The sequence below is a fragment of the Thalassobacter stenotrophicus genome (assembly GCF_001458315.1).
Lineage (GTDB): Bacteria > Pseudomonadota > Alphaproteobacteria > Rhodobacterales > Rhodobacteraceae > Thalassobacter > Thalassobacter stenotrophicus.
The window spans coordinates 73,991-94,248 of record NZ_CYRX01000031.1 but is presented as its reverse complement, the minus strand read 5'-3'; the positions used below and the strand labels follow the sequence as shown (position 1 = coordinate 94,248).

Sequence of the window (20,258 nt, the reverse complement as noted above, 5' to 3'; positions counted from 1 at the left end):
CCAACCTATGCGGGGCCGACGACGTATTCGCCAAAGTGGGCTTAGTCGATTGCGCCGACTTCGCGCAGAACAACCTCAAAGCCGTTCTTTGTGTTCACGAGGAACTGGCGGAAGTCTTCACCATACAGAACCGTGGGGGTCAGCGTGTTGCTGGAGATATATTCACCCCATTCTGGCGTCTGCACGACTTCTTTCATGGTGTTGATCCACCACTCCTGCGCCTCTGCTGGGGCGTTGGGGGCAAGGATCAGACCGCGTGGCATCGACACACCGATGTCAAAGCCGATGCTTCCCATTGTTGGCACGCCTTCCAGTGCGGCGGGCGTTGTTTGGCCAGAGAACACCAGTGGTTTCAGATCACCAGACTCGATGAGACCGAGGATCTCACCGGGGTTGCCGACCATCGCATCAAGCGCGTTGGACAACAGGGCGGTCGTCTGCTCGGACATGGAGTTGAACGAGACGTAATCGAACTCGAACCCCGCCTTTTCCGCAAACAGCGTCGGCACGATGAAGTCCACATTGACCGAACCGGTGCCGCCGATATTCGTGGGGTTCGCTTTGGCGTTTGCAATGAATTCGTCGATCGTGTCGATCTCACTGTCGCCGTTTACAACCAGCACAAGGTCATCGGTTGCCAAAAGGGCCACGGGGGTGAAGCTTTCGGGTTGCCACGGTGTATCCGCCTGAAGCGGGGTGGTGACAAAGCTGCCCGATGTGGTCGAAATGCCGTAGGCGTTGCCGTCTTGGCCATAGAGATAGCCCCAGCCCACAGCGCCTGAACCGCCCGCGCGGTTTTCGGCCGAAATCTCACCATCATACAGGTCGTACTTGTTGAGAATTTCGATGATGCTGCGGGCCATGATGTCGTTGCCGCCACCGGGACCGAACGCGATGGTCCAATCCAGCGTCTCGTCTGCGGATGGGTAGCTTTGTGCGATCGCAGGTGTCGCGACGGCCAGTGGTGCCGCAATGGCCGCAGCACAAGCCGCGCCCAACATCCGGCGTCCAAGAGTTTTCGTCAGTTCCATGGATTTTCCTCCCTATATCCAAAAGAAAGCGAATGATCCGGCGGTTTTTGTGCCTGTGATCATTTGGGGTCTTGTCGTTATGTTTGCGCGCCTCGCTCGCGGCTGTAGGTGCCCAGAAGACGTTGTTTGCCGTTCAGGTGGTGTTGGCTGCCAGCGCGACTTGCGGCTTTGATGTCCCCGCTTTCAATCGCGCGGACAATCGCCTCGTGCTCTTGATTTGAGACCTCTAACGCCAATGGACCGCTCAGAACCCGCAGGCGCATCAGGCGCACTTCTTTGCAAAGACTGATATACAGTTCGGCCACCCGTCTGCTGTCGGCGGCTTCTGCAATTTTGTCGTGAAATGCGAGGTTTTCGGTGAAGTAGGTACTTTCGTCCTCACGCTCGGCAGCTTCGGACATTCGGCTCAAGCTGGTGCGCAAGTCAGCAAGGGCTTGGTCGTCGCCGGTGGCCGCGACCCGTGCGCACAAATAGCCAAACACCATGGCGCGCAATTCATACAGCTCAAGCGCGTCATCCAAGGTCAGCTTGCGGACGTAAACACCCTTATTGGCTACGGTTGTGACCAACCCGTCTTTCTCCAGTGAGCGGGCAGCCTCCCGCACAGGGGCGCGGCTGACGCCCATCAAAGCCGCAAGGGTTTGTTCATTCAATCGCTCACCAGCAGGGACTTCGCCGCCCAGAATCATTCGCTCCAGTTCATCCCTCACTTCGAGGACGAGTGGCTTTTTTCGCTTCAATTCTAGGTTGTTTACCATGATGTCCCCCCACTCTGGTATGCATATGCAGCAATATTAAATGTCGATTGTCAACATTATTTCGTTGATTAACCCCTTAAGCCTCAGTACCCAAATGATAGAGTTAACGTAACGTCTGCTTTGCGGACTGCAACAGGAGGGCGGCTGCCTATGGATCGCACACTTACAGGGAAGACGGCGTTCGTTTCCGGCTCAGGGCAGAACATCGGACGGGGCGTTGCGGTTCGGCTGGCGCAGCTTGGGGCGAATGTCGTGGTCAATGGATCCAGCAATACGCAGGCCTGCGAAGGCACCGCCACGGCCGTGCGCGCGCACGGTGTTGAGGCCATGGTCGCGATGGGCGACATGAGCAATGCACAGGACGTCGAGCGGATCACCAAGGCTGCATTGGCGCAGTTCGGCGCGATTGATATTCTGGTGAACAATGCGGCCCGACGCCCGCACAAGCCGTTCCTGGAAATGTCGGATGACGATTGGAACGGTGTCGTGGATGTCGCGCTGACAGGTTCTTTCCGAACTGCGCGGGCGTTTCTGCCCGGTATGGTCGAACAGGGGTGGGGCCGGATCATCAACTTTGCGGGGATGAAGGCGATCAAAGGCTATTATGAGGGGGCGCCGATTTCTGCCGCCAAACACGGGGTTTGGGGGCTAACTAAGGCGCTGTCCACTGAGTTCGCTTCCAAGGGGATCACCGCAAATGCGATCTCACCGGGGCAAATCGCCAAGGATGGCGGGGACACGCAAGACCCCAAGCGTGTGGGCAGTATCCCGGCGGGTTTCATGGGCACATCCGAGGATATCGCCGCGGCGGTTGGCTATCTGGCCTCACCCGAGGCGCGGTTTGTGACCGGCCAGATGATCGCCGTTAATGGTGGTGAGACAACCTAGATGCACAGAAATACACTCCGTTAGGCGGCACATGATGGGCAATATATCGGGCATTGCTGGGACGATCGCCTTGTCGGGCGTGGGGACAGTGCTCCTCGTGTGGCTGGGTGCTCCGCTGCCGTTCTTATTCGGCCCGTTGGTTGCCTGTCTGCTGGCGGCCTTGGCTGGAATGCCCGTGGCCAAGCCGGGCAAGCTCGGGACGCTAATGCGCACCGTTCTTGGGGTCGCAATAGGGGCCTCGATCACGCCAGAGCTGATTGAGCGCGCGCCGCAAATGGTGATCTCGCTCGCGATGGTGCCGGTCTATGTGATTGTGATCGCGTGCATTGGCATTCCGTTTTTTCGTCGGGTGTATGGGCTGGATCAGCCCACGGCCTTCTTTGCATCCATGCCCGGTGGTTTGCAGGAAATGACGGCCTTTGGAGAGGAATCTGATGCCAATGTCCGCACGCTTACCCTGATCCATGCAACGCGGTTGCTGGTCATAGTGTTGGTGGCTCCGATCATCATGGTGGTGGGGTTTGGTGCTGACCTCGACAACCCAATTGGTGCGCCAGCGGCGACGCTGCCCCTGCATGAGTTGGTGATCATGGCCGCGGCCGCCATCATCGGTTGGAAGGTTGCGGCGCGGATCGGCATCTTTGGCGCAGCTATCATCGGGCCGATGGTCCTTGCGGCGGCGTTATCGCTTGGGGATGTCATCCATTACCGCCCCCCGTCCGAGGCGATCTTGGCGGCACAGTTCTTTATCGGGATGGGGCTGGGTGCGGGCTATGCCGGGGTCACGTTGGCCGAGCTGCACAAAGACGCCTTCGCGGGGTTGGTCTATGTGGTGATCGTAGCAGCTGTAGCCGCAGCCTTCGCCGAGGCCGTGATCTTGATGAGACTTGCCCCAGCATTGGATGGCTTCTTGGCCTTTGCCCCCGCCGGACAGGCAGAGATGGCGATTTTGGCCATCGTTGTTGGGGCGGATTTGGGCTTTGTCGTTTTGCATCACGTGATCCGGGTGTTCTTTATCCTAACGTGTTCGCCCATCGCAGCACGGCTGTTGGGGTTTTCCGGACCGAGGACGGGGGACCAATAAAATGGGTGCTACGTGGCATGTTGAGGCGTCCGTGCATTGCCCGTTGGGTGGTCCCGGGGATCCGGGGCCGTATTCCGGTGCGGACAGCTTTACCTTTGTCAGGCTGCTGCTGCGCGACCCAGATGGGGTTGAAGGCACGGGCGTAACGGGACGGTTTCTTGCGCCCGAAGTTGCACATTTCCTCAATCGCGTGGTGCCCGATGTCTTGAGCCGCGGATCGCACGACCCCGCCGCCGACATCGCCAAGAAGTTCAATCCAAGGCAGATGGGTGGGGTCGTGGTGTCAGGGCTGTCGGCTTTGGACATCGCGCTCACGGATATTCGCGCCAAACGGTCGGGGCAAAGCGTGGCCTCGCTGCTTGGGGGGCAGCGGCGCGCGGCCCCGGTTCATGTCACCTGCGGATTTCCGGAACTGGACACCGACGCGTTGGTCGAAAGCTGCGGGCGCGAGGTTGCGGCCGGTGCCCTTGGGGTGAAGGTCTTGATCGCAGCCAAGGGCAGGACGGTGGCCCAAGACCTAGCCCGGCTAAGCGCGGTGCGCGATGCCATAGGTCCACGGGCAGAATTGATTGCAGACGCTAATTGCCGTATGGACGTGGAAGCCGCATTGGCATTTGTGCGCGGTGCGGGCGATCTGAACCTCACTTGGTTGGAGGAGCCTGTGCACGGCAACGACACCGCAGGCCTTGCGGCACTGGCGGGGCAGGGTGTGCCGCTCGGCGCGGGACAGATGGAACAAAGCCTCGAACGCTTCGGGCTATTGGCGGGCGCAGGGGTGAAAGTGCTCCAACCCAACGCGGTGTTCACCGGTGGCTTTGGCCCGGCCATAGACGCCGCGCAACTGGGCATGAATGTTTCACCAGCGGGGGGCTGGGAAATCATCAACCTTCATTGGGTCTGCGGCGCGCTGGCGTCCGGCGCGGTAGAGCTGCACCGGGCACAATCGCGGATCGTCCGGCTTTTGATGCCAGAGGGGATCAACATGGTGGATGGTCAAATCCACGTCCCCGACAAGCCGGGGCTGGGCCTATCGCCGGATGAGGCGGGCTTGGCCGCGTGTCGGATAGGTTAGCGTGCTTCGGCCAAATCGGCGTGGGCGTCACCTGTTTTCCATCCGCGCCCAAAATGTTGATTTGCCTGCATGCATCGTTTGCAGCGCTTTGCGATAGTCAGAGTGCGTTTGCACATCACCGTAGTCGAGGATCTCAAGGCTAAGCGCCTCACAGTCGCGCAAATGGTTGATCGCGTGTCCGTACCGCGACGTGCGACCTGAACACAGGGCAAAGTCGATCATCGCACGAAGCAGCAGAATGGCGGCCAGAGGGTATTGCGCGCGCAAGGCATCCGCGGCTCCGTTCAGGAACTCATAGTCCTCACCGTCAAGCTGATCCGCCCGTGCCATCACCAACTGAGATGCGGTCAATAGGTCAGGCCACGTGAGGCAAAAGTGCAAGGCTGCCGCCAAATTTGGATAGGTCAAAACGTGCGCACGCGCGCGGTCCTCGGCCTCGACGTCGTCAAAATCTGGCAAAACTTTGAGAAAGGCACGCAGGTGCGATGCGTTCAAGTTAGCCTCGAAGCAGGTCCAGCGATGTGCTTGTGCGTCTTGGGTGCGGTCCAGCGCCAACAGGGTGTCGATATACGCGCTATCCCATGCGTCTTGGCCATAGGTGCCACGAGACCGCTCGGCGTTTTCTAAAATGGTGAGCGCGTCTTCGGCTTGCCCCTCTGATACCTTCAACATTGCGACCTCGGCCGCGACAGATTTGCGTTGCAGGTCATCGGGCGTGAACTGGGCAATATAGGCATTTGTATCGCCGCTGACCTCGGCAATCTCTTGCAGGCACTTGCGCACCAAGGCTAGGCGTCGCTCGGCACGGTAGTCTCGATCCCCTCTGAGGGAGCGCAAGAATTCAAAAGCCTCGTGATCCGAGCCCGTATCGGAGCCGGGCGCATCGCGGTATTGCTGCACCTGTTGTTTAAGCGCATCAAGCCCGTCCGTGCCCAACGTTTCGGCCAAGAGCCCGATGATATCGTTCCACTCACCATGCGCGTTGTCCGATACCGCGGACCACACACGCTCAGCTAAGGCTGCGCGATCCATCTGAGCGCGGGGGCCGATGTTTTCAAAATGCTGGAGGGCGGCTTGAAACACGTCTTCTATATCGCCGCGACGATCATCCGCGCGCGCATAGATCGATGGTGCAAGTTCCATGAACTGCCACAACAACTCAAACGCCGTGCTGGGATCTTCCGGCGCGATTTTGTCCACGATCATAGCGATCTGTGTGTTTAGATCGGTCACAAGTGCTTTGCGCTTGCGCCAACTGACATAGCTTTTGGATTTGCGAAGCGAGACCAATCGTTTGCGCACGTCATGGGCCAACTCTTCCGGGCCAAGGTTATGGCTCAACTCCATCCGTAGCCGCCGTTTGATATCGGCGCTTCCGGTGCTGACTTCGATCAGAAGATCAGCCAAGCGCTCGGCGCCGAGGGCCGCAAGGTTGGCCGCATTCAGGGTCTTTTTGGACATAGGAAAAGATGGGCTTTCAGGAGGGGGCTTTGCAACCGACTTTCGCGGTTATTGCGGGTCGCGCAGGGCGGTCAGATCGTCCTGTTGCAGGGTCAGGCGCACGCCCAATGTGCCGCTCGCGTGGGCAACTGGGAATTTGCGCAGGCAAATGTCTACGCCTTGGATGTCGTCAAATGTAGCGCAAAGCTGGGCAATTTGGGTGATCAGCCATTCTTGGGTTTCGCGGTGGCCTGTCTTGGCAAGGGTCTGAACGGCAGCGATCAACGGATCATAGTCAAACACATGGTCCATTTCATCATTGGGGATCAGAACGCGTGCCGGGGCAACCGAAAGCGTCAGATCCAAAAGGTGATGATCGGGCACAGGTTCATCGGGTCCATAGGTCCCAATGTCCGTCGGCAGGATCATGTCGCGCAATTCGATTGTGCTTGTGGCTGTCATGTCTGGTTATGCTCCCCACTGCGGCCCTTGCAGAGGTCAGCAGATAGCGGCAATCAGGGGGCTGGCAACCTGTTGGCCCTGTTCCCGGGCACATCCGGTATTACTTTCTGACATCCGCATCCAAGAAACGCCCGAAAGGAGGGTGAGCATGTCCGACAATCCCCACCTGCCGGAGCGGCTATATCTGGATTTTGACAGCTTTTTCGCCTCCGCTGAGCAGTACTTTAACCCGGATTTGCGGGGCAAGCCGATTGGGGTGGTGGCGCTCGATTCCGCCCATACCGGGTGCATCGCTGTCAGTCGTGAGGCCAAGGCGTTAGGCGTGAAAAACAATATGCCTGCGCGTGAGGCGCGGGCGATACTCCCTGACATGACTTTCGTTGTGGCCCGGCCCGATGTTTACGTGCGCCTGCACAAGCGGATATTGGCGGTGATTGAAACGGTCGTGCCGATCCAGCACGTCAGATCCATTGATGAGGTCGTGTGCGCCTTGCTGCCCAGCGAGGGGCGGCAGTGTTTGGTTTTGGCCAAACGGATCAAGACGGCATTGGCCCGTGAATTCAGCCCCGTTTTGACCTGCTCAATCGGGATGGCCCCGACGGAGTTGTTGGCGAAAATCGCCGCAGAAAGGCATAAGCCGAATGGCACGCTTGTGTTGGATCCCGCGATGCTGCCCGCCCAACTTGCGGACCTCAAGCTTGGTAAATTGCCGGGCCTTGGGGAGGGGATGATGACACGGCTGGCTGCGGCTGGGGTGCATGACTTTAACGGTCTTTGGGCCCTTGCGCCCAAACAGGCCCGCGCGATTTGGGGCAACGTAGAGGGAGAGCGGCTCTGGCATGAATTGCATGGCACCCACGCGCCCCGCGCGGCCACCCGCAAGCGGATGTTTGGTCATAGCCGCGTATTGCCCTCCGATTGGCGCACGCCGGATAAGGTCGAGGATTGCGCGCGCCAGTTGCTAGCGGGGGCCGCGCGCCGGTTGCGTCGGGCTGATCTGCGCGCATCACGCCTATCGCTGTCTTTGCGCAGTCAACGCCTACGATCCACCCGCACCAAAAGCGCCGAGGCGCTTCGGTGGAACTGGGAAAGTCAGTTCCAACCGTCCCGCGATGACCGCAGTTTTGTCCGAACCCTTGGGCAAGGTTTGGCAGAGGCGCGGAGGCATCTGACCTTTACCCCTCATGCCGTTTCGGTGGTGTTGCACGGGTTAGACGGCGACGCGGATATTACGGGCGATTTGTTTGATATGATGTCAAACGATGCAAGCGACCGTGCCCGTTGGGAAACCATAAGCGATACAATGGATCAGGTGCGGGCGCGGTTTGGGGGCAAAGCGCTGTCGCTTGGGGCTCATGAAACGGTGCCAGGGGGATATGTAGGCGGCAAAATTGCCTTTGGCCGCATTCCAGAGGCCGCGGATTTTGAAAACGCCACCGGCGCGGACGAGGACACGCATTTTTGCACGTTCTAGGGCGCGTATGTCCCGGCCTTCACTTAAGGACGCCGCTTGCCGCGCCACACCAAGGATTGCGCATTCAACGCAGCAAGATCCGCTTCCCCCGCAATAATATCCTCGCACAGAGCGACGGCGTGTACGGCCTGTTCATGCCTTAGATGTTTGTACGCAGGGCGTGCCACATGGTCGTACCAGACACCGCCACAAACAGCGTCTAGGACGATGCGCTGAAAGCAGTGGTCGTTGCGCACGGGCCAGTGTGTGTGGCTGGTGCGCGCGAGCTGTGGCATCGTCTCTTTGGTCAGGACGCTATAGCGCGACACGAGGTCTGCTGTCTTGGGTTTGGTTTCTGTCATTTCCGCCTCTTTGTTGATGGGAGAGTTAGCGCGCATGAGCCGGCGGCAATCGCGTGATTGTCGCAGGCAGAAGGCCTCGACGCTTGGGTGTTCGCTGCTACGTCAGGGCGCACCAAGCGAGCTGATCCCTTTATCTAGGCTCGATATCCATTCTGCCCCGCCGACCTGCGCAATCACACTCAGAGCATCACGTCATGAAAACCAAAGACCTCATCGCTGATCTGGCAATGCAGACCGAACGCCCTGATTTCACACCAACCCGCGCGGCGGGGCTGGCGCGGCTTGCGGCCTTTGCGGATCGTTCGGGTGATCTCTATGGCCGGTGTCGCAACTACGATCTTGGCCCTGCGCATCGTGCCAATGTATCCGCTCTTTCTCCGTGGATCCGGCATCGGTTGATCGCCGAGCGCGAGGTTCTGGACATTACGCTCCGCACCCATGGCTTTGAAAAAGCGGAAAGCTTTGTCCATGAGGTGTTTTGGCGGACTTATTTTAAGGGCTGGCTGGAGCACCACCCAACCGTTTGGCCGGCCTATCAGGCGGGGCTGCGCCGGCAGCTTAAAAGCGTGGGAAAAGACCGCCGTCTGGCCGCGCAATATGCCCAAGCCTGTGCTGGTGAAACCGGTATCACGTGTTTCGACACGTGGGCGGAGGAACTGGTGACAGCTGGATATCTGCATAACCATGCGCGAATGTGGTTTGCTTCAATCTGGATTTTCACCCTGAAGTTGCCGTGGGAATTGGGCGCGGATTTCTTCTTGCGACATTTGATGGATGGCGATCCTGCCTCAAACACGTTGGCATGGCGGTGGGTCGCGGGAATACAAACAAAGGGTCGTCCGTACATCGCGCGGGTGTCGAATATTTCAAAGTTCACACATGGTCGGTTTTGCCCCACACATCAGTTGCTGACAAACGTAGAGGCCATTGAGGACCCAGCCGAGCATTTGCGCAAACCGCTCCCTGCCGCTGTGGGTGTGGGCGACGTTCCCAGGGACTTTTTGTTGTTGGTGACAGAGGACGATATGCAGATCGCTCATGCGTTGCCGCATGCGCCAATCGCCACCATAGGCGCGCTCACGACAGAAGGCAGATCACCGCTCGCCCTAGGTGAAGTTGCGCATCACTTTGCGACCAAGGCGATGCGGGATGCCTGTGGTGACAACCCCATCATTGGTCACAAGAGGTGGGCTGAGGCCATTATTGAGGCCTGTGCAGCCCACAACACCAAGACAGTTGTCACGGGGTACGCGACCGTCGGGCCTGTCGCGACGGCCCTGAACAACGCGCAGGGGGATTTAGATGTTGCCGGTATCCGGTTGATACCCGTTCGTCGTGATTTCGACACTTTGGCTTGGCCGCATGCCACCAAGGGCTTTTTCGCGATGAAAAAGGCTGTGCCCAAGGTTTTGGCGTCTCTTGGGTTTTCACTGTAGCGATAATGTTGATCGCGGAGCGGTTTTGAAACGCATCCGGGCGCAAGTGTTGCTAAGCTATTTATAGACCGCGCGGCGGTCGCCAAAGTCGCGCACCCGTTTGCGCCACGCGCGGTAACTGCCGGGCTTGAGGCTCTCTCGCATAAGCGCTTTGACCTGTTTTTCGGCCAATCCATACTCACGCTGAATATCGGCAAAGCTCACGTGGTCCGAAAGCGCCATTTCGATAATTTCACTGCGGTGAGCGTCGAGAAGGGGGTCGTTCATTTTATCAGCCTAGCTGCGATACAGGTGCACGGCGGCAACTGCGATTTCGGCACGCATTGCGCGACCGATCGCAAGGATGCCAATGCGGCGCAGACGGGCAGGGTCAAATGCCGCATCTGTTTTGTGCGGGATCATCTGGTCAAAGGGGAGGCGCACGGTCTGCCATGTGCTGGGCGCGATAAAATCGGTCCGAAAGGATTGCCAAGGACGGCGCAAAGCATCCGTGCGCAGGCGGAAATCATAAGGTGCGTCGTTCCCGCAGGTGGTCAATTCAAACCCGTCCCAATCGCTGGCGTCATAGATACTGCCGTCCGCGTTTAGATCCGCAGCGATCTGCACGAACCCACCATTGTTATCGAGCGAAACGTCCCCGCACAGCACGTTGGCCGAGCGCCCCTGATAGACCTCATCCCTAATATCACCGGTAGACCTGCCACCCATCACGGTGTCCGCAACGTATTCCCATGCTGGGATCAGGCGCTGTGTTTCGATGCTCTCTTCCATATGAGATAGGTAGGTCGTCTTTGCGTGATGCAAAGCGGCGCTCCTCTTATTCTGACTGTCATTATCAAAGTCGTGTGGATCAATTGGTTTGGGTACGCATTCGCTGAAATCGAAAGGCGCAACCGATCAGTCCATTTGTTTATCGTATGAACGATCTTGGATAAGAGACGAAGTAAAAGAACGCTTTGCTGCTGCGGTTAGAGCAGAACGCCCTCTGCGCTCGTCCGTCCTAATTTTGCGATAGGTGGTAAATGTCAGGATCACCGGATGACCAGCGGCCAACCCCTATAGAGCTTGTCTGCGCCTGACGGATGGAGCGCGGCCGCCATAAAATTGCATCAATAGCCAGTCAGTGCCATTAACGACCAAAGTCGAAAACCTCTAAAGCCGTTATCGTTAATATGCGCAAAACTACCAGTAAATATGGCGGAGACTGAGGGAGTAATACCCAAATTGTTTCTACAGCTAAAATCCACAATAAACCACTGTAAATAAATAGATAATATGTATTTGTGTATCTAAGTGTTGCTCGCTGATTCTGTAAATGTCATACACTTTGTGTATCCAGAGTGTATCCGCAGAGGGCATGATGACACTAGCAACAGATCTGGCAATTCGTAAATGGAAGCCGGCGAAGGATGGTGAGGCGATAGGCACAGGTGGTCGAACCGGCTTATATGTTCGTGGCTGGCGATCCGGAGCCAAGGCTTTTTACTTTCGGGCTAAGACGTGGATCAAGCTGGGTGACTATCCAGACACATCGCTTGCATTGGCGCGCGAACTATCCACGGTGGCCAAGCGACTTGCACGGGAAGGCTTTGGTGTGGAGGCGCTGCGCCGAGGGTTTGCCAATGCAAACACGGCAACGGAGCTTGAGGCGGTAGTAAGGGGTGAGGTGCTAGCAGGCTTAGCCTGCACGGGGGCGACGAACGCGCCCACCTATCATGAGCTTTGGAGTGAATGGTACGAGGGCCGCAAACTCAAGCTGCAGGAGGGCCCAAGCCGTCGCCGCCCTGAAGCAATCCACCTGCACCACATTAAGCCCGTTTTAGGGGATCGACCGATCACTGACATTAGGCGGCGTGAGATATTTGCACTTTTGGAGCCTTTGTTCCGTGACAAGCCAGTGACGGCTGGGCACGCATTAGGACACATTCAGGCTGTTTTTGAACGGGCTGCAAACAAAGAGCTTATTGAGGCAGATCCAACGCCCCGTAAATCGGCCTTTTCTGATGCAGTGGCGCGACGCGAGGTCAAACACCACGGCACCTTGGCACCTGATCGGATGCCTGAGCTTTGGCAGTGGTTGGCCACAACAGATGCAAGCGACACAGCAAAGCTGGCGATCCTGACGGCAATGACGACAGGACACAGGATCGGTGTCATCGTCCACGCTGAATGGGCACACATCAACGACGCAAGCGGTGTGTGGACCGTACCGGCACGTACGGACCGCAGCACTCCGGGCCGGATGAAGTCTGGCAGGGAATACGCCCTACGCTTGCCTGAGGCGCTTCTGGAGAGACTGAAAGCCCTCCGAACCGACCCTGACAAACAGTATGTGTTTGAAAGTCCGACAACGACAGGTCCGATAACGCCCAATGCGATCCGAAAGACGCTGAAGCGGTTTGATCCAGATCTGACAGCGCACGGCTTTAGGAACGCGATCAAGGGTTGGTGTAGGGCTGCGACGCCACCGGTGCCTGACCATATCGCCGATGCCTTTTGTGACCATAGCTTGCGGGGGCTCGACGCTGCCTACCGTCGCGGTGACACTTCAGCTGAACGGGCAGAGCTAGCAGCGCGACTGTATGATTTTGTGACGGGGGTGAAGGCATGAGTAACCCTGATAGCGCGACATACCAAGAGCTTTTGGTACTCTGGAATCTGTACAAAATTAGCAAAAAAAATGGCTACAGAAACACCGCGTTGCTCGCTGATATGATGGCGTCAGACGCTGACTTCTTCATGACCAAAGAGATTTGGGATGAGCTGATCTCAATCTTGCGTGAGTTTGATAAGTTTCAGCAAAACGAAGACAAAAAGCAGACACTCGATACAGAACGAGGATGGTTTTTTTGGGGTCACTACAGAAACTTACGTGACGGCTTAGGCGTTATGGAGTCAAAGCAGTCGATCGCCGATTACCACGGGGTGTCATTCGATAAGGTCGATAAGGTTATTCAAAGGCATTATAAATTGGCCCTTGAGGATAAAGAACCAGAATTTGGGAAACTTTACGATGAGCTGAGAGCGCAGGACACCTAAAGATCCTTTAGGACAAATATCATTTTTGTCCTTAGATCCAACGCTCATACATGTGTTCATTCCAGTGTCAGAAGCAAATGGAGTATTGCTATGTCTGACACAACATCCCCACAACGCTGGCTAAACGCCGAGCAAGTCGCCGCACGTTACGGATGCGGTCGCGTCACAGTTTACCGCATGGTCAAACGCGGCCAGATCCCGGCACCCGTTCAATTTTCTGGACGGATGAGCCGCTGGGATGTTGCTGGCCTGAACGCAGCCGACGAAAACCGCACACCCAAATAAAAAAACGCCCGCTACAAGCGCGGACGGGAGTTAGTCGGGTTGAGACCAACAAACTAGCACCGCTTTGCGCTTTGGGCAAACCCTTGAGGCCCAAATGCAAAATCAACCTTCACAGACCGCCGCCGAGATGGCCGCGCGTCTAATTGATAACGGCTACGCGCCTATTCCGATTCCACACGGGCAGAAAGGTCCGCGCATCGCCAATTGGCAGCATCGAACCTTCCAACCCACAGACTTTGCAACAAACGCAAACATCGGCATCCGTTGCGGTGATAGCGGTGTCGCGTTTTGTGACATCGACGTTTATTGCCCAGACATCGCAGAGGCGATCAGCTTTGAATGGCTGCGCCGCTTTACTGCGTCGGACTGCAACTGGATGCAGCGCACGGGACAAGCGCCAAAGACAGGGTACCTTTTCCGATATAGCGAGCTAAACGTCCCGGTGGCAAAAAGTGCTAAAATCCCGACTGGGATGGCCCCTGTGAGCAAAGATGGCAAACCGAAGGATGAAAAGGTTGAGATCCTGTCGAAAGGCCAACAGTTTGTGGCGTTCGGCACCCATCCGGAGACAGGAAAGCCATATCGTTGGGGCGCCGCGAACAACAAACTCAACCCGCTTGATGTGTTTCTCGGGACTTGCGACGCACTGCCCGCCCTCAGCTCTGCAGAGGTTGCCAACTTCCTCGAATGGGTGTCGGCCACATACGGACAGGAGAGGGAGCAGCAGACCCTCTCTGGGCACGCTACAACTGCCATTCGGGACCCTTCAGCCGCTGGCATTTATGTCGACACAGGTAGTGGCTACCACGCGGCCACAGAGACTACGCCCGAAGAGGCATTGGAGATCATTTCTTGGATCGATACTGATGACTATCACACATGGATAAAGGTTCTCGGGGCGTTGCATGAAAAAGGCGACCACATGCTGAGTATCGCCGAAGACTGGTCGTCCAAGTCTGGAAAGTACCGAACTGGCGAAGTGGCTCAGAAGTGGCGCACCTTCAAGCCGAGTAAAGGCAACGTTTGGAATAGTGTATGCAAGATGGCCGAAGCAAACGGCGCTAATCTTTCAGCTATCGCCACCAAGCATAAGACCGTCGCGTCTTCAGCGCAGGACAAGAGTAAAGACACGGCAAACGAAGTGCGTTCCGAAGGACCTGATAAGTTTGCCGAGCAGATCAACCGTTTCCAATCTGGCATTTTCCGCGCCTGCGATCTGGAGGGGCAGCCGGTGCCAGAGCGTGTTTGGCATGTGCACGACCTGATCCCGGCCAATACCGTGACGTTGCTCAGCGGCGATGGCGGTACTGGCAAGAGTCTTTGCGCACTGCAACTCGCCGTCAGCACTACCTTGCAGCGCCCGTGGCTGGGCCTCGCCGTCCGACATGGCAAAGCCGTTTATCTATCCGCAGAAGATGACAAAGCAGAGCTACACCGTCGCCTTGCCGATATCACACGGGCAGAGAATGCAACGCTCGCTGATCTCGGCGATCTAACGCTTCGCAGCCTTGCAGGCGAGGATGCTTTGCTCGCTACCGTTGCCAAGGGCGGCACGCTGCAAGCGACCCCTCTGTTGGAGGCAATCAACCAACTACTTCTGGATGGCTGCCCTGACTTATTGGTGCTCGACACCTTAGCCGACTACTTCCCCGGCAACGAGAATGATCGGGCGCAGGCGCGGCAATTTATTGGGATGCTGCGTGGCCTAGCTATTAATCACCGTTGCGCCGTGATTATGCTGGCGCACCCATCTGTGGCGGGCATGGCCTCTGGCACAGGCACCAGTGGCTCAACCGGCTGGAACAATTCCGTTCGCAGCCGCCTATACCTCAGCCGGGTTGTGCAAGACGGATATGAGCAGAACCCGGACGCGCGGGTCATCCGAACAATGAAATCTAACTATGCCCGCACAGGCGCTGAGATAACGCTGAAGTGGCAGGCCGGTGTTTTTGTAGCGGATGCACCAGTCACTGGGCTAGACCGCGTGGCGGCATCGGCCAAAGCCGAGAGGCTGTTCCTGACATTTTTACGGCATGCCCAAGAACAAGGGCGCAGGGTAAACCATTCAGGGGGGCGTACCTACGCGCCCGCAGTGTTTGCAGAGCACCCGGAAGCAGAGGGGGTGACCAAACGTGCATTTCGGCAGGCTATGGAAAATTTGCTTGCATCGGACAAGGTAAAGATCACTGAAGCCGGGCCACCGTCGAAGCGGCGACAATTTCTTATGGTGGCAGAATGAGGCTTCCAACCCCCTTCCACCCCCAATTCCAACCGTGTTCCAGCCCGATGACAAAGGGTGTTCCAACCTCCTTCCAACCCCCTGTTCTTCCACCCCCCTTATACCCCGTTGGGTTGGAAGCGCCCTTTAGGGCGCTCACAACCTAAAGAACAGCCATTTGGCGCTAGCTGGCCGGAAACCCGGTGGCTGGTGGAGGATCAACTTACCTACTGGAAAGAAGACACAAAATGAGCACCGACCAAGCCAACACTTTGGCCAATGAAATTTTAAATACAATGCGCAGAATAGGCCCTGAGCCAGCAAGCAAGCTAATGGAGGATCGCTGGCAAGACATTGATTTCATCCGCAAGCATGAGCCAGTGCGCATCATTCACATGCGGAATATGATCCGTTTTATGGAAGCTGCGGGTGATGAGACCGATGATGAAAAAAAAGCAAAGCGCGAGGCACATGACGCAAAGTATTGCAGTCGGTGTGTCCACATTTTGCCTTGCCCATACGCAAAGAGCACCGCTTGTGGGCCAACCTACATGTTCACTGAAGACAAGCGCTGACAAAGGGGTTGCCTATGCAGCGCCGCTGAAACGGAGAAAATTATGACAAGCAGCACAGAAACACGAGTCCGCAGGGAAGTGGAGCGAGCCGTGGAGGGGGTCCTTGATCGATGGGCGACTGGGAACGTCGCAAAGGATGTCGAAAACTACATCACAAAGCTGCGTCTGACAGCCGCGCACCTACGCAGCGAGGCGCAGGCGATTGACGAACTGGCGGACCAAGAGGCCCAAGAGAGCGGGTCCTCCTGAGAGGCACCCAATGCGGGTACGCGTGAGGCACTTACGTTTCCTAGTCACAAAAAGTTATGATAAGGTCGTCTAACATCACGGAGATTGATATGGCGACAGTTCTGGAACTTGCCGAGCATTTGGGGATGTCGCATAAAAATGCGAACGAACTGATCAAAAAAGGCGTTATTGAGGCAAAAGGGCGTGGGAAATACGATCTTGATGTTGCGCCCAACCAATACATCACCCACGTTCGAGAGATTGCTGCTGGTCGCGCCAAGGTTGGCGATCTTGACTTGCAGGAGGAACGGGCGCGTCTTGCCAAGGAGCTGTCACGTATTTGTGCCGCCCCAAGTGCTCGTTTAGGCCACTTTCCGTTCGAAGGCGACCGGGCTTTTCCAGCCCAGTGCTGAGTGCCGCCGCCGCGGATTGTAGAAGCCATTGATGTATTCGAAGATTGCCATCTCAGCTTGCCGCCTGGTTGCCCATGACCGCCGCCAGATCAGCTCTGCCTTGATGGTTTTGAAGAACGTCTCAACGGCTGCATTGTCATAACCATTACCTTTACCGCTCATGGAGGCCCTGAAGCCATGCTGGCGCAGGATCTTCTGATAGTCATGCGACCAATATTGCGACCCACGATTGGTGTGGTGGATGCAGTCCTTGGGCGGTTGCCGGAACGCGATGGCCATGTTCAATGCCCTGATCGCCAGATCGCGCTTCATTCGATTGCTTACGGCCCAGCCGATCACGCGCCTGGAATGCAGGTCCAAGATGACCGCTAGGTACAACCATCCCTCACGTGTCCAAATGTAACTGATATCGCCTGCCCACTTTTGGTTTGGCGCATCTGCGTTGAAGTCACGATCCAGCAGGTTCGGTGCAATGTTAAACTTGTGATCACTGTCGGTTGTGACCTTGTATTTACGTGTTCTGACCACCGATATGCCGTTCTGACGCATCAAACGGCCGACACGACGGTGACCGACATCTAAGCCAATCTCTTTCAGCTCTTCCGTCATCCGTGGCCTGCCGTAGCTGCCAAGACTTAGACGTGACTGTTTCTTGATATGCGCCAGCGTGACCAGATCAGACCTCTGCCTGCGACTGGCAGGGCGGCTGCGGAATGCGCGTAGCCCGCGTGTGCTAACGCCGACGACATCACACAGGCGGTTGGCTGGAAAGCTGCACCTGTGTTCTTCGATGAATCTAAATCTCATTGCTTTAGACCCGCGAAGTCCGCGGTCGCCTTCCTAAGAAACAGCCATGTTAGCCTCCGGTGGTAACTCTTGCAAATCATACCCGAGTGACTTGGCTCGACGTTTGAGATTGCCAAGCACGCGATTGCGGTATCGTTCCTCATAATGGGACGCACCGGGCTCTTTGTATGTCATGCCGTGTCGGAGGGTGTTGTAGAACAGGACGGCAATCTTGCGCGCGGTGGCCGTGACTGCTTTGGCTTTACCTGCGCGTGCCGCTAATCTCCGGCAAAAAGCCCCCAGAGCTGTATCGCTGCGCCCGATCGTGACCGCGGCCAAACGCAACAAGGCCGCAGCCTGGCTGGAAGATCGCCTTGTTCGTGATGACAGCACCTTACCGCCAGATATCTTGTTACCCGGAGCCAAGCAGAGCCACGAGGTGAAGTGTTTGGCGCTTGGCCATGCGCGCAGGTCAGTGCCACATTCGCCAACCAATTTAAGTGACAGCGACGGCCCCATCCCATGGATCTCAGTCAGATCAACGCCAAGGACGGCGAACAGTGCAGCCCGTACATCAAACGAAGGCGTGCTGACTTGCTTGGTCTTTGTGCTTGGTCTTTGTGCCTGGGCGTGGCAGTTGACTGGGATCATGTTCGGTATCTGCGCCCAATGCCGCAAGCGTCGTTTCAAGATGGCGATCACATTCCAGCATCTTGGCCTGATAAAAGTCATAGAGCTCGAGCGACTGGGTCAGCCCGAAGATGTGTTCGGGGCGATCATTGCCATTGAGCGCGGCTTTGATTGTCTCTGTTGAAGCCTTGCAACGCACGTCGCGATACGCGGCTAACACGTCCAAATCCCGTTCGCCCGCGACAATCGCACGGATGATCTTCATCCCTGTAATACCCGTGATGTCAGACACGACATGATGCAGCTGGACGTTCATTTCCATCAGGGCCTTCTGCATGTGCTGGATATGAGCTGCAGCGTATTCCACCAACCGTTCCCGCTGCCGCAGATACGCCCGCAGAGTGGCGATCTCGACAGATGGTCGGAAGCTGCCACGCAACACCCCATAAGAATGCAACTGTCGCAACCAACTGGCGTCACTAACGTCGGTCTTACGACCCGGCACGTTCTTGGCGTAGCGTGCATTGACCAGAATGACCTCGAAGCCATTCTGTTCGAGTATCTCGTAGGCTGGGATCCAATACACACCGGTGGATTCCATCGCAACACTCGTGACACCGTGCGATCTGAACCAGGCAGCCAAATCATGCAGGTCATGGGTAAAGGTGCCAAACGCACGTACCGGCGCATCCGTCACATCAGGGTTTACCGCAGCCATGTGTTCACGCGAGCCGATATCAACAGCAGCAGCGCCGATGTTCACGGTCTCAATCGTTTGGGTCTTTTGCTTTGCCATCTTCTGTCCTCCTCTTGGCAACAGAAGGGCGTAGGCTGTGCAAATCCGTCATCTTCCTAACCGGGATCACCGCAGGACGGCGTCACCACTCTCAAGTTCGCATCAACCCATGGACCACGTTTTTTAACAGAGATCCCGACAGCGTCGGTACCACCAATAAGCGAACGGCCGCTGCCCTTCATAGCGCAACATAGCACAGGCTGTTTCTACCGCGCACAGGCGGCCCCCAACCCGGAACGGTTTTTTAGGATGTCCCTCTCCTCCTTGAGGATGCGGTTCTCACGCCGAAGTCGCTCGTTCTCCCGCGCAAGCTCGCGGTCCTCGGGCGAGACTACATCCGTGTCGCGGTGCACGGTCACCCATTTGTTCAAGGTCGAAAGCCCAACGCCCAAATCGTCCGCAACCTGACGCCTTGTCAGCCCGCTAGTCAGCGCAATTCGCGCCGCATCCCTGCGAAATTCATCCGTTCTTCCTGTGCCCATAGCTCGGCTCCTTTGCTGCACATTATGCTATCAAAGGAGCGGCACCAAACCGCGACAGGTCCAGAACGCCTCGCTCCATCAGGAAGCCCCGCGCTTGATGGATCAGACGGGTCCGGTTGTGGACCAGTCGTTCGCGCAGGCGGTGAAGCGCTTGCAAGTCCAACTGTTCCTCTGACTTAATTGTCACGAAAGACATGGTTGGCCGTGTGGCGGCTTCAGCAATGGCCTCAGCGTCCCGATCATCATTCTTGTGAACTTTCACATAAGGGCGAACATAAAGCGGCAACATCAAACGCGGCTCGTGGCCTTGCTCGAGACAGAAGCGGCCAATGTGATGCGCCCCACCGCATGCTTCCATCGCAACAACACAGGCCGGTAGCTTGGCCAGAAAATCCAAGAGCCTGAAGCGTTGTATGCGCTTACGCAAGACAACCGCACCAGTGCCATCAAGACCAGCCACGCTGCACACCGCTTTGCCCAAATCGATCCCAAGAACCGCAATTTCCATCAGAATTATCCTTTTCTCCACCATTCTCCGCAACATTAGCGGTATCTCGGTGGGAAGGCAGTTCATCCCATTAGGTCACTGGGGGGATTACCCAGCAGGAACGCCACCTCTGCTTAAGCGACACCTTCAATCTCAACCGAAGCGCCGCTCTTCCCGAGTCGCGTCAGCTTTGTTTTGGATAAGTTCACGCATTCCGTAGTGATCGGAGACGGGTTCGACTTGGACTGCCGTCACCCTACTTGGGCGTTTGGCAGCAATCTATTGTTTCGGCCCGCGCAAAATTGGCTTTGGCGCTGTATGTAACTTTACTCT

At 56.8% G+C, this 20,258-nt stretch carries 21 protein-coding genes and 3 pseudogenes; 12 read left to right on the top strand and 12 right to left on the bottom strand.

Features of this window, described 5'->3' with window-relative positions:
* Positions 1 to 41: 41 nt before the first annotated feature.
* Positions 42 to 1,031: a Bug family tripartite tricarboxylate transporter substrate binding protein gene (locus THS5294_RS11165; protein ID WP_233486470.1), complete on the bottom strand. Its 990-nt coding sequence runs from the start codon at positions 1,029 to 1,031 to the stop codon at positions 42 to 44.
* Positions 1,032 to 1,108: 77 nt separating this feature from the next.
* The gene (locus tag THS5294_RS11160; RefSeq protein ID WP_072936617.1) at positions 1,109 to 1,789 is read right to left on the bottom strand and encodes a GntR family transcriptional regulator; all 681 of its coding nucleotides are present in this window, start codon (positions 1,787 to 1,789) and stop codon (positions 1,109 to 1,111) included.
* A 150-nt stretch (positions 1,790 to 1,939) separates the two neighbouring features.
* On the opposite strand from THS5294_RS11160, the gene THS5294_RS11155 reads away from it, so the two are divergent.
* The 3 genes from THS5294_RS11155 to THS5294_RS11145 are packed head-to-tail and all read left to right on the top strand — an operon-like array spanning position 1,940 to position 4,833.
* On the top strand, positions 1,940 to 2,677 hold the full coding sequence (locus THS5294_RS11155) for an SDR family NAD(P)-dependent oxidoreductase (RefSeq protein ID WP_058123831.1): 738 nt from the start codon (positions 1,940 to 1,942) through the stop codon (positions 2,675 to 2,677).
* A gap of 31 nt (positions 2,678 to 2,708) precedes the next feature.
* Complete coding sequence (locus tag THS5294_RS11150; protein WP_058123830.1) at positions 2,709 to 3,761, top strand: AbrB family transcriptional regulator; 1,053 nt, start codon at positions 2,709 to 2,711, stop codon at positions 3,759 to 3,761.
* Position 3,762: 1 nt separating this feature from the next.
* Positions 3,763 to 4,833, top strand: coding sequence for an enolase C-terminal domain-like protein (locus THS5294_RS11145; protein WP_058123829.1), 1,071 nt, complete (start codon positions 3,763 to 3,765; stop codon positions 4,831 to 4,833).
* Between the two features lie 27 nt (positions 4,834 to 4,860).
* Here THS5294_RS11145 and THS5294_RS11140 read toward each other — a convergent pair whose 3' ends face one another.
* Complete coding sequence (locus THS5294_RS11140) at positions 4,861 to 6,294, bottom strand: DUF6880 family protein (RefSeq protein ID WP_058123828.1); 1,434 nt, start codon at positions 6,292 to 6,294, stop codon at positions 4,861 to 4,863.
* Positions 6,295 to 6,342: 48 nt separating this feature from the next.
* Positions 6,343 to 6,735 carry a dihydroneopterin aldolase gene (locus tag THS5294_RS11135; RefSeq protein WP_058123827.1) on the bottom strand — a complete coding sequence of 131 codons (393 nt, stop codon included), beginning with the start codon at positions 6,733 to 6,735 and terminating at the stop codon, positions 6,343 to 6,345.
* A 148-nt stretch (positions 6,736 to 6,883) separates the two neighbouring features.
* Here THS5294_RS11135 and THS5294_RS11130 point away from each other — a divergent pair, with 148 nt between their 5' ends.
* Positions 6,884 to 8,209 carry a Y-family DNA polymerase gene (locus THS5294_RS11130; protein WP_058123826.1) on the top strand — a complete coding sequence of 442 codons (1,326 nt, stop codon included), beginning with the start codon at positions 6,884 to 6,886 and terminating at the stop codon, positions 8,207 to 8,209.
* A gap of 23 nt (positions 8,210 to 8,232) precedes the next feature.
* Here THS5294_RS11130 and THS5294_RS11125 read toward each other — a convergent pair whose 3' ends face one another.
* Positions 8,233 to 8,550: a hypothetical protein gene (locus tag THS5294_RS11125; protein ID WP_058123825.1), complete on the bottom strand. Its 318-nt coding sequence runs from the start codon at positions 8,548 to 8,550 to the stop codon at positions 8,233 to 8,235.
* A gap of 194 nt (positions 8,551 to 8,744) precedes the next feature.
* On the opposite strand from THS5294_RS11125, the gene THS5294_RS11120 reads away from it, so the two are divergent.
* A complete protein-coding gene (locus THS5294_RS11120; RefSeq protein WP_058123824.1) occupies positions 8,745 to 9,986 on the top strand; it encodes an FAD-binding domain-containing protein in 1,242 nt (413 codons plus the stop codon).
* 57 nt (positions 9,987 to 10,043) lie between these two features.
* Here THS5294_RS11120 and THS5294_RS11115 read toward each other — a convergent pair whose 3' ends face one another.
* Positions 10,044 to 10,253 carry a TIGR03643 family protein gene (locus THS5294_RS11115; protein WP_058123823.1) on the bottom strand — a complete coding sequence of 70 codons (210 nt, stop codon included), beginning with the start codon at positions 10,251 to 10,253 and terminating at the stop codon, positions 10,044 to 10,046.
* Positions 10,254 to 10,262: 9 nt separating this feature from the next.
* A complete protein-coding gene (locus THS5294_RS11110) occupies positions 10,263 to 10,790 on the bottom strand; it encodes a CIA30 family protein (protein WP_306434228.1) in 528 nt (175 codons plus the stop codon).
* A gap of 556 nt (positions 10,791 to 11,346) precedes the next feature.
* Between THS5294_RS11110 and THS5294_RS11105 the strand changes: the two genes are divergently transcribed.
* From THS5294_RS11105 to THS5294_RS11075, 7 genes are all read left to right on the top strand, one after another.
* Positions 11,347 to 12,597, top strand: a complete 1,251-nt coding sequence (locus THS5294_RS11105) for a tyrosine-type recombinase/integrase (protein WP_233486469.1) — start codon at positions 11,347 to 11,349, stop codon at positions 12,595 to 12,597.
* The gene (locus THS5294_RS11100; RefSeq protein ID WP_058123820.1) at positions 12,594 to 13,025 is read left to right on the top strand and encodes a hypothetical protein; all 432 of its coding nucleotides are present in this window, start codon (positions 12,594 to 12,596) and stop codon (positions 13,023 to 13,025) included. The genes THS5294_RS11105 and THS5294_RS11100 overlap by 4 nt, the downstream gene beginning before the upstream one ends.
* Before the next feature lie 90 nt (positions 13,026 to 13,115).
* Positions 13,116 to 13,310: a helix-turn-helix transcriptional regulator gene (locus THS5294_RS11095; RefSeq protein WP_058123819.1), complete on the top strand. Its 195-nt coding sequence runs from the start codon at positions 13,116 to 13,118 to the stop codon at positions 13,308 to 13,310.
* A gap of 94 nt (positions 13,311 to 13,404) precedes the next feature.
* Positions 13,405 to 15,549: an AAA family ATPase gene (locus THS5294_RS18085; protein ID WP_082645008.1), complete on the top strand. Its 2,145-nt coding sequence runs from the start codon at positions 13,405 to 13,407 to the stop codon at positions 15,547 to 15,549.
* A 227-nt stretch (positions 15,550 to 15,776) separates the two neighbouring features.
* A complete protein-coding gene (locus THS5294_RS11085; protein ID WP_058123818.1) occupies positions 15,777 to 16,103 on the top strand; it encodes a hypothetical protein in 327 nt (108 codons plus the stop codon).
* Between the two features lie 42 nt (positions 16,104 to 16,145).
* Positions 16,146 to 16,352 (top strand): hypothetical protein, encoded by a 207-nt coding sequence (locus THS5294_RS11080; RefSeq protein WP_058123817.1) that lies wholly within the window; start codon positions 16,146 to 16,148, stop codon positions 16,350 to 16,352.
* An 89-nt stretch (positions 16,353 to 16,441) separates the two neighbouring features.
* A complete protein-coding gene (locus THS5294_RS11075; protein ID WP_058123816.1) occupies positions 16,442 to 16,744 on the top strand; it encodes a hypothetical protein in 303 nt (100 codons plus the stop codon).
* Here THS5294_RS11075 and THS5294_RS11070 read toward each other — a convergent pair.
* From THS5294_RS11070 to THS5294_RS11055, 5 genes and pseudogenes are all read right to left on the bottom strand, one after another.
* Positions 16,694 to 17,569: pseudogene (locus THS5294_RS11070) on the bottom strand (IS3 family transposase); the annotation flags it as partial. The gene THS5294_RS11075 and the pseudogene THS5294_RS11070 overlap by 51 nt on opposite strands.
* A 15-nt stretch (positions 17,570 to 17,584) precedes the next feature.
* Positions 17,585 to 18,181 (bottom strand): transposase, encoded by a 597-nt coding sequence (locus THS5294_RS18910; RefSeq protein WP_442478156.1) that lies wholly within the window; start codon positions 18,179 to 18,181, stop codon positions 17,585 to 17,587.
* Positions 18,105 to 18,956, bottom strand: a complete 852-nt coding sequence (locus THS5294_RS18610; protein WP_233486468.1) for an IS110 family RNA-guided transposase — start codon at positions 18,954 to 18,956, stop codon at positions 18,105 to 18,107. Before THS5294_RS18610 ends, THS5294_RS18910 begins: the two co-directional genes overlap by 77 nt.
* 242 nt (positions 18,957 to 19,198) lie before the next feature.
* Positions 19,199 to 19,438 (bottom strand): annotated as a pseudogene (locus tag THS5294_RS11060) (transposase); the annotation flags it as partial.
* A 67-nt stretch (positions 19,439 to 19,505) separates the two neighbouring features.
* Positions 19,506 to 19,946: pseudogene (locus THS5294_RS11055) on the bottom strand (IS110 family RNA-guided transposase); the annotation flags it as partial.
* Positions 19,947 to 20,258 lie beyond the last annotated feature (312 nt).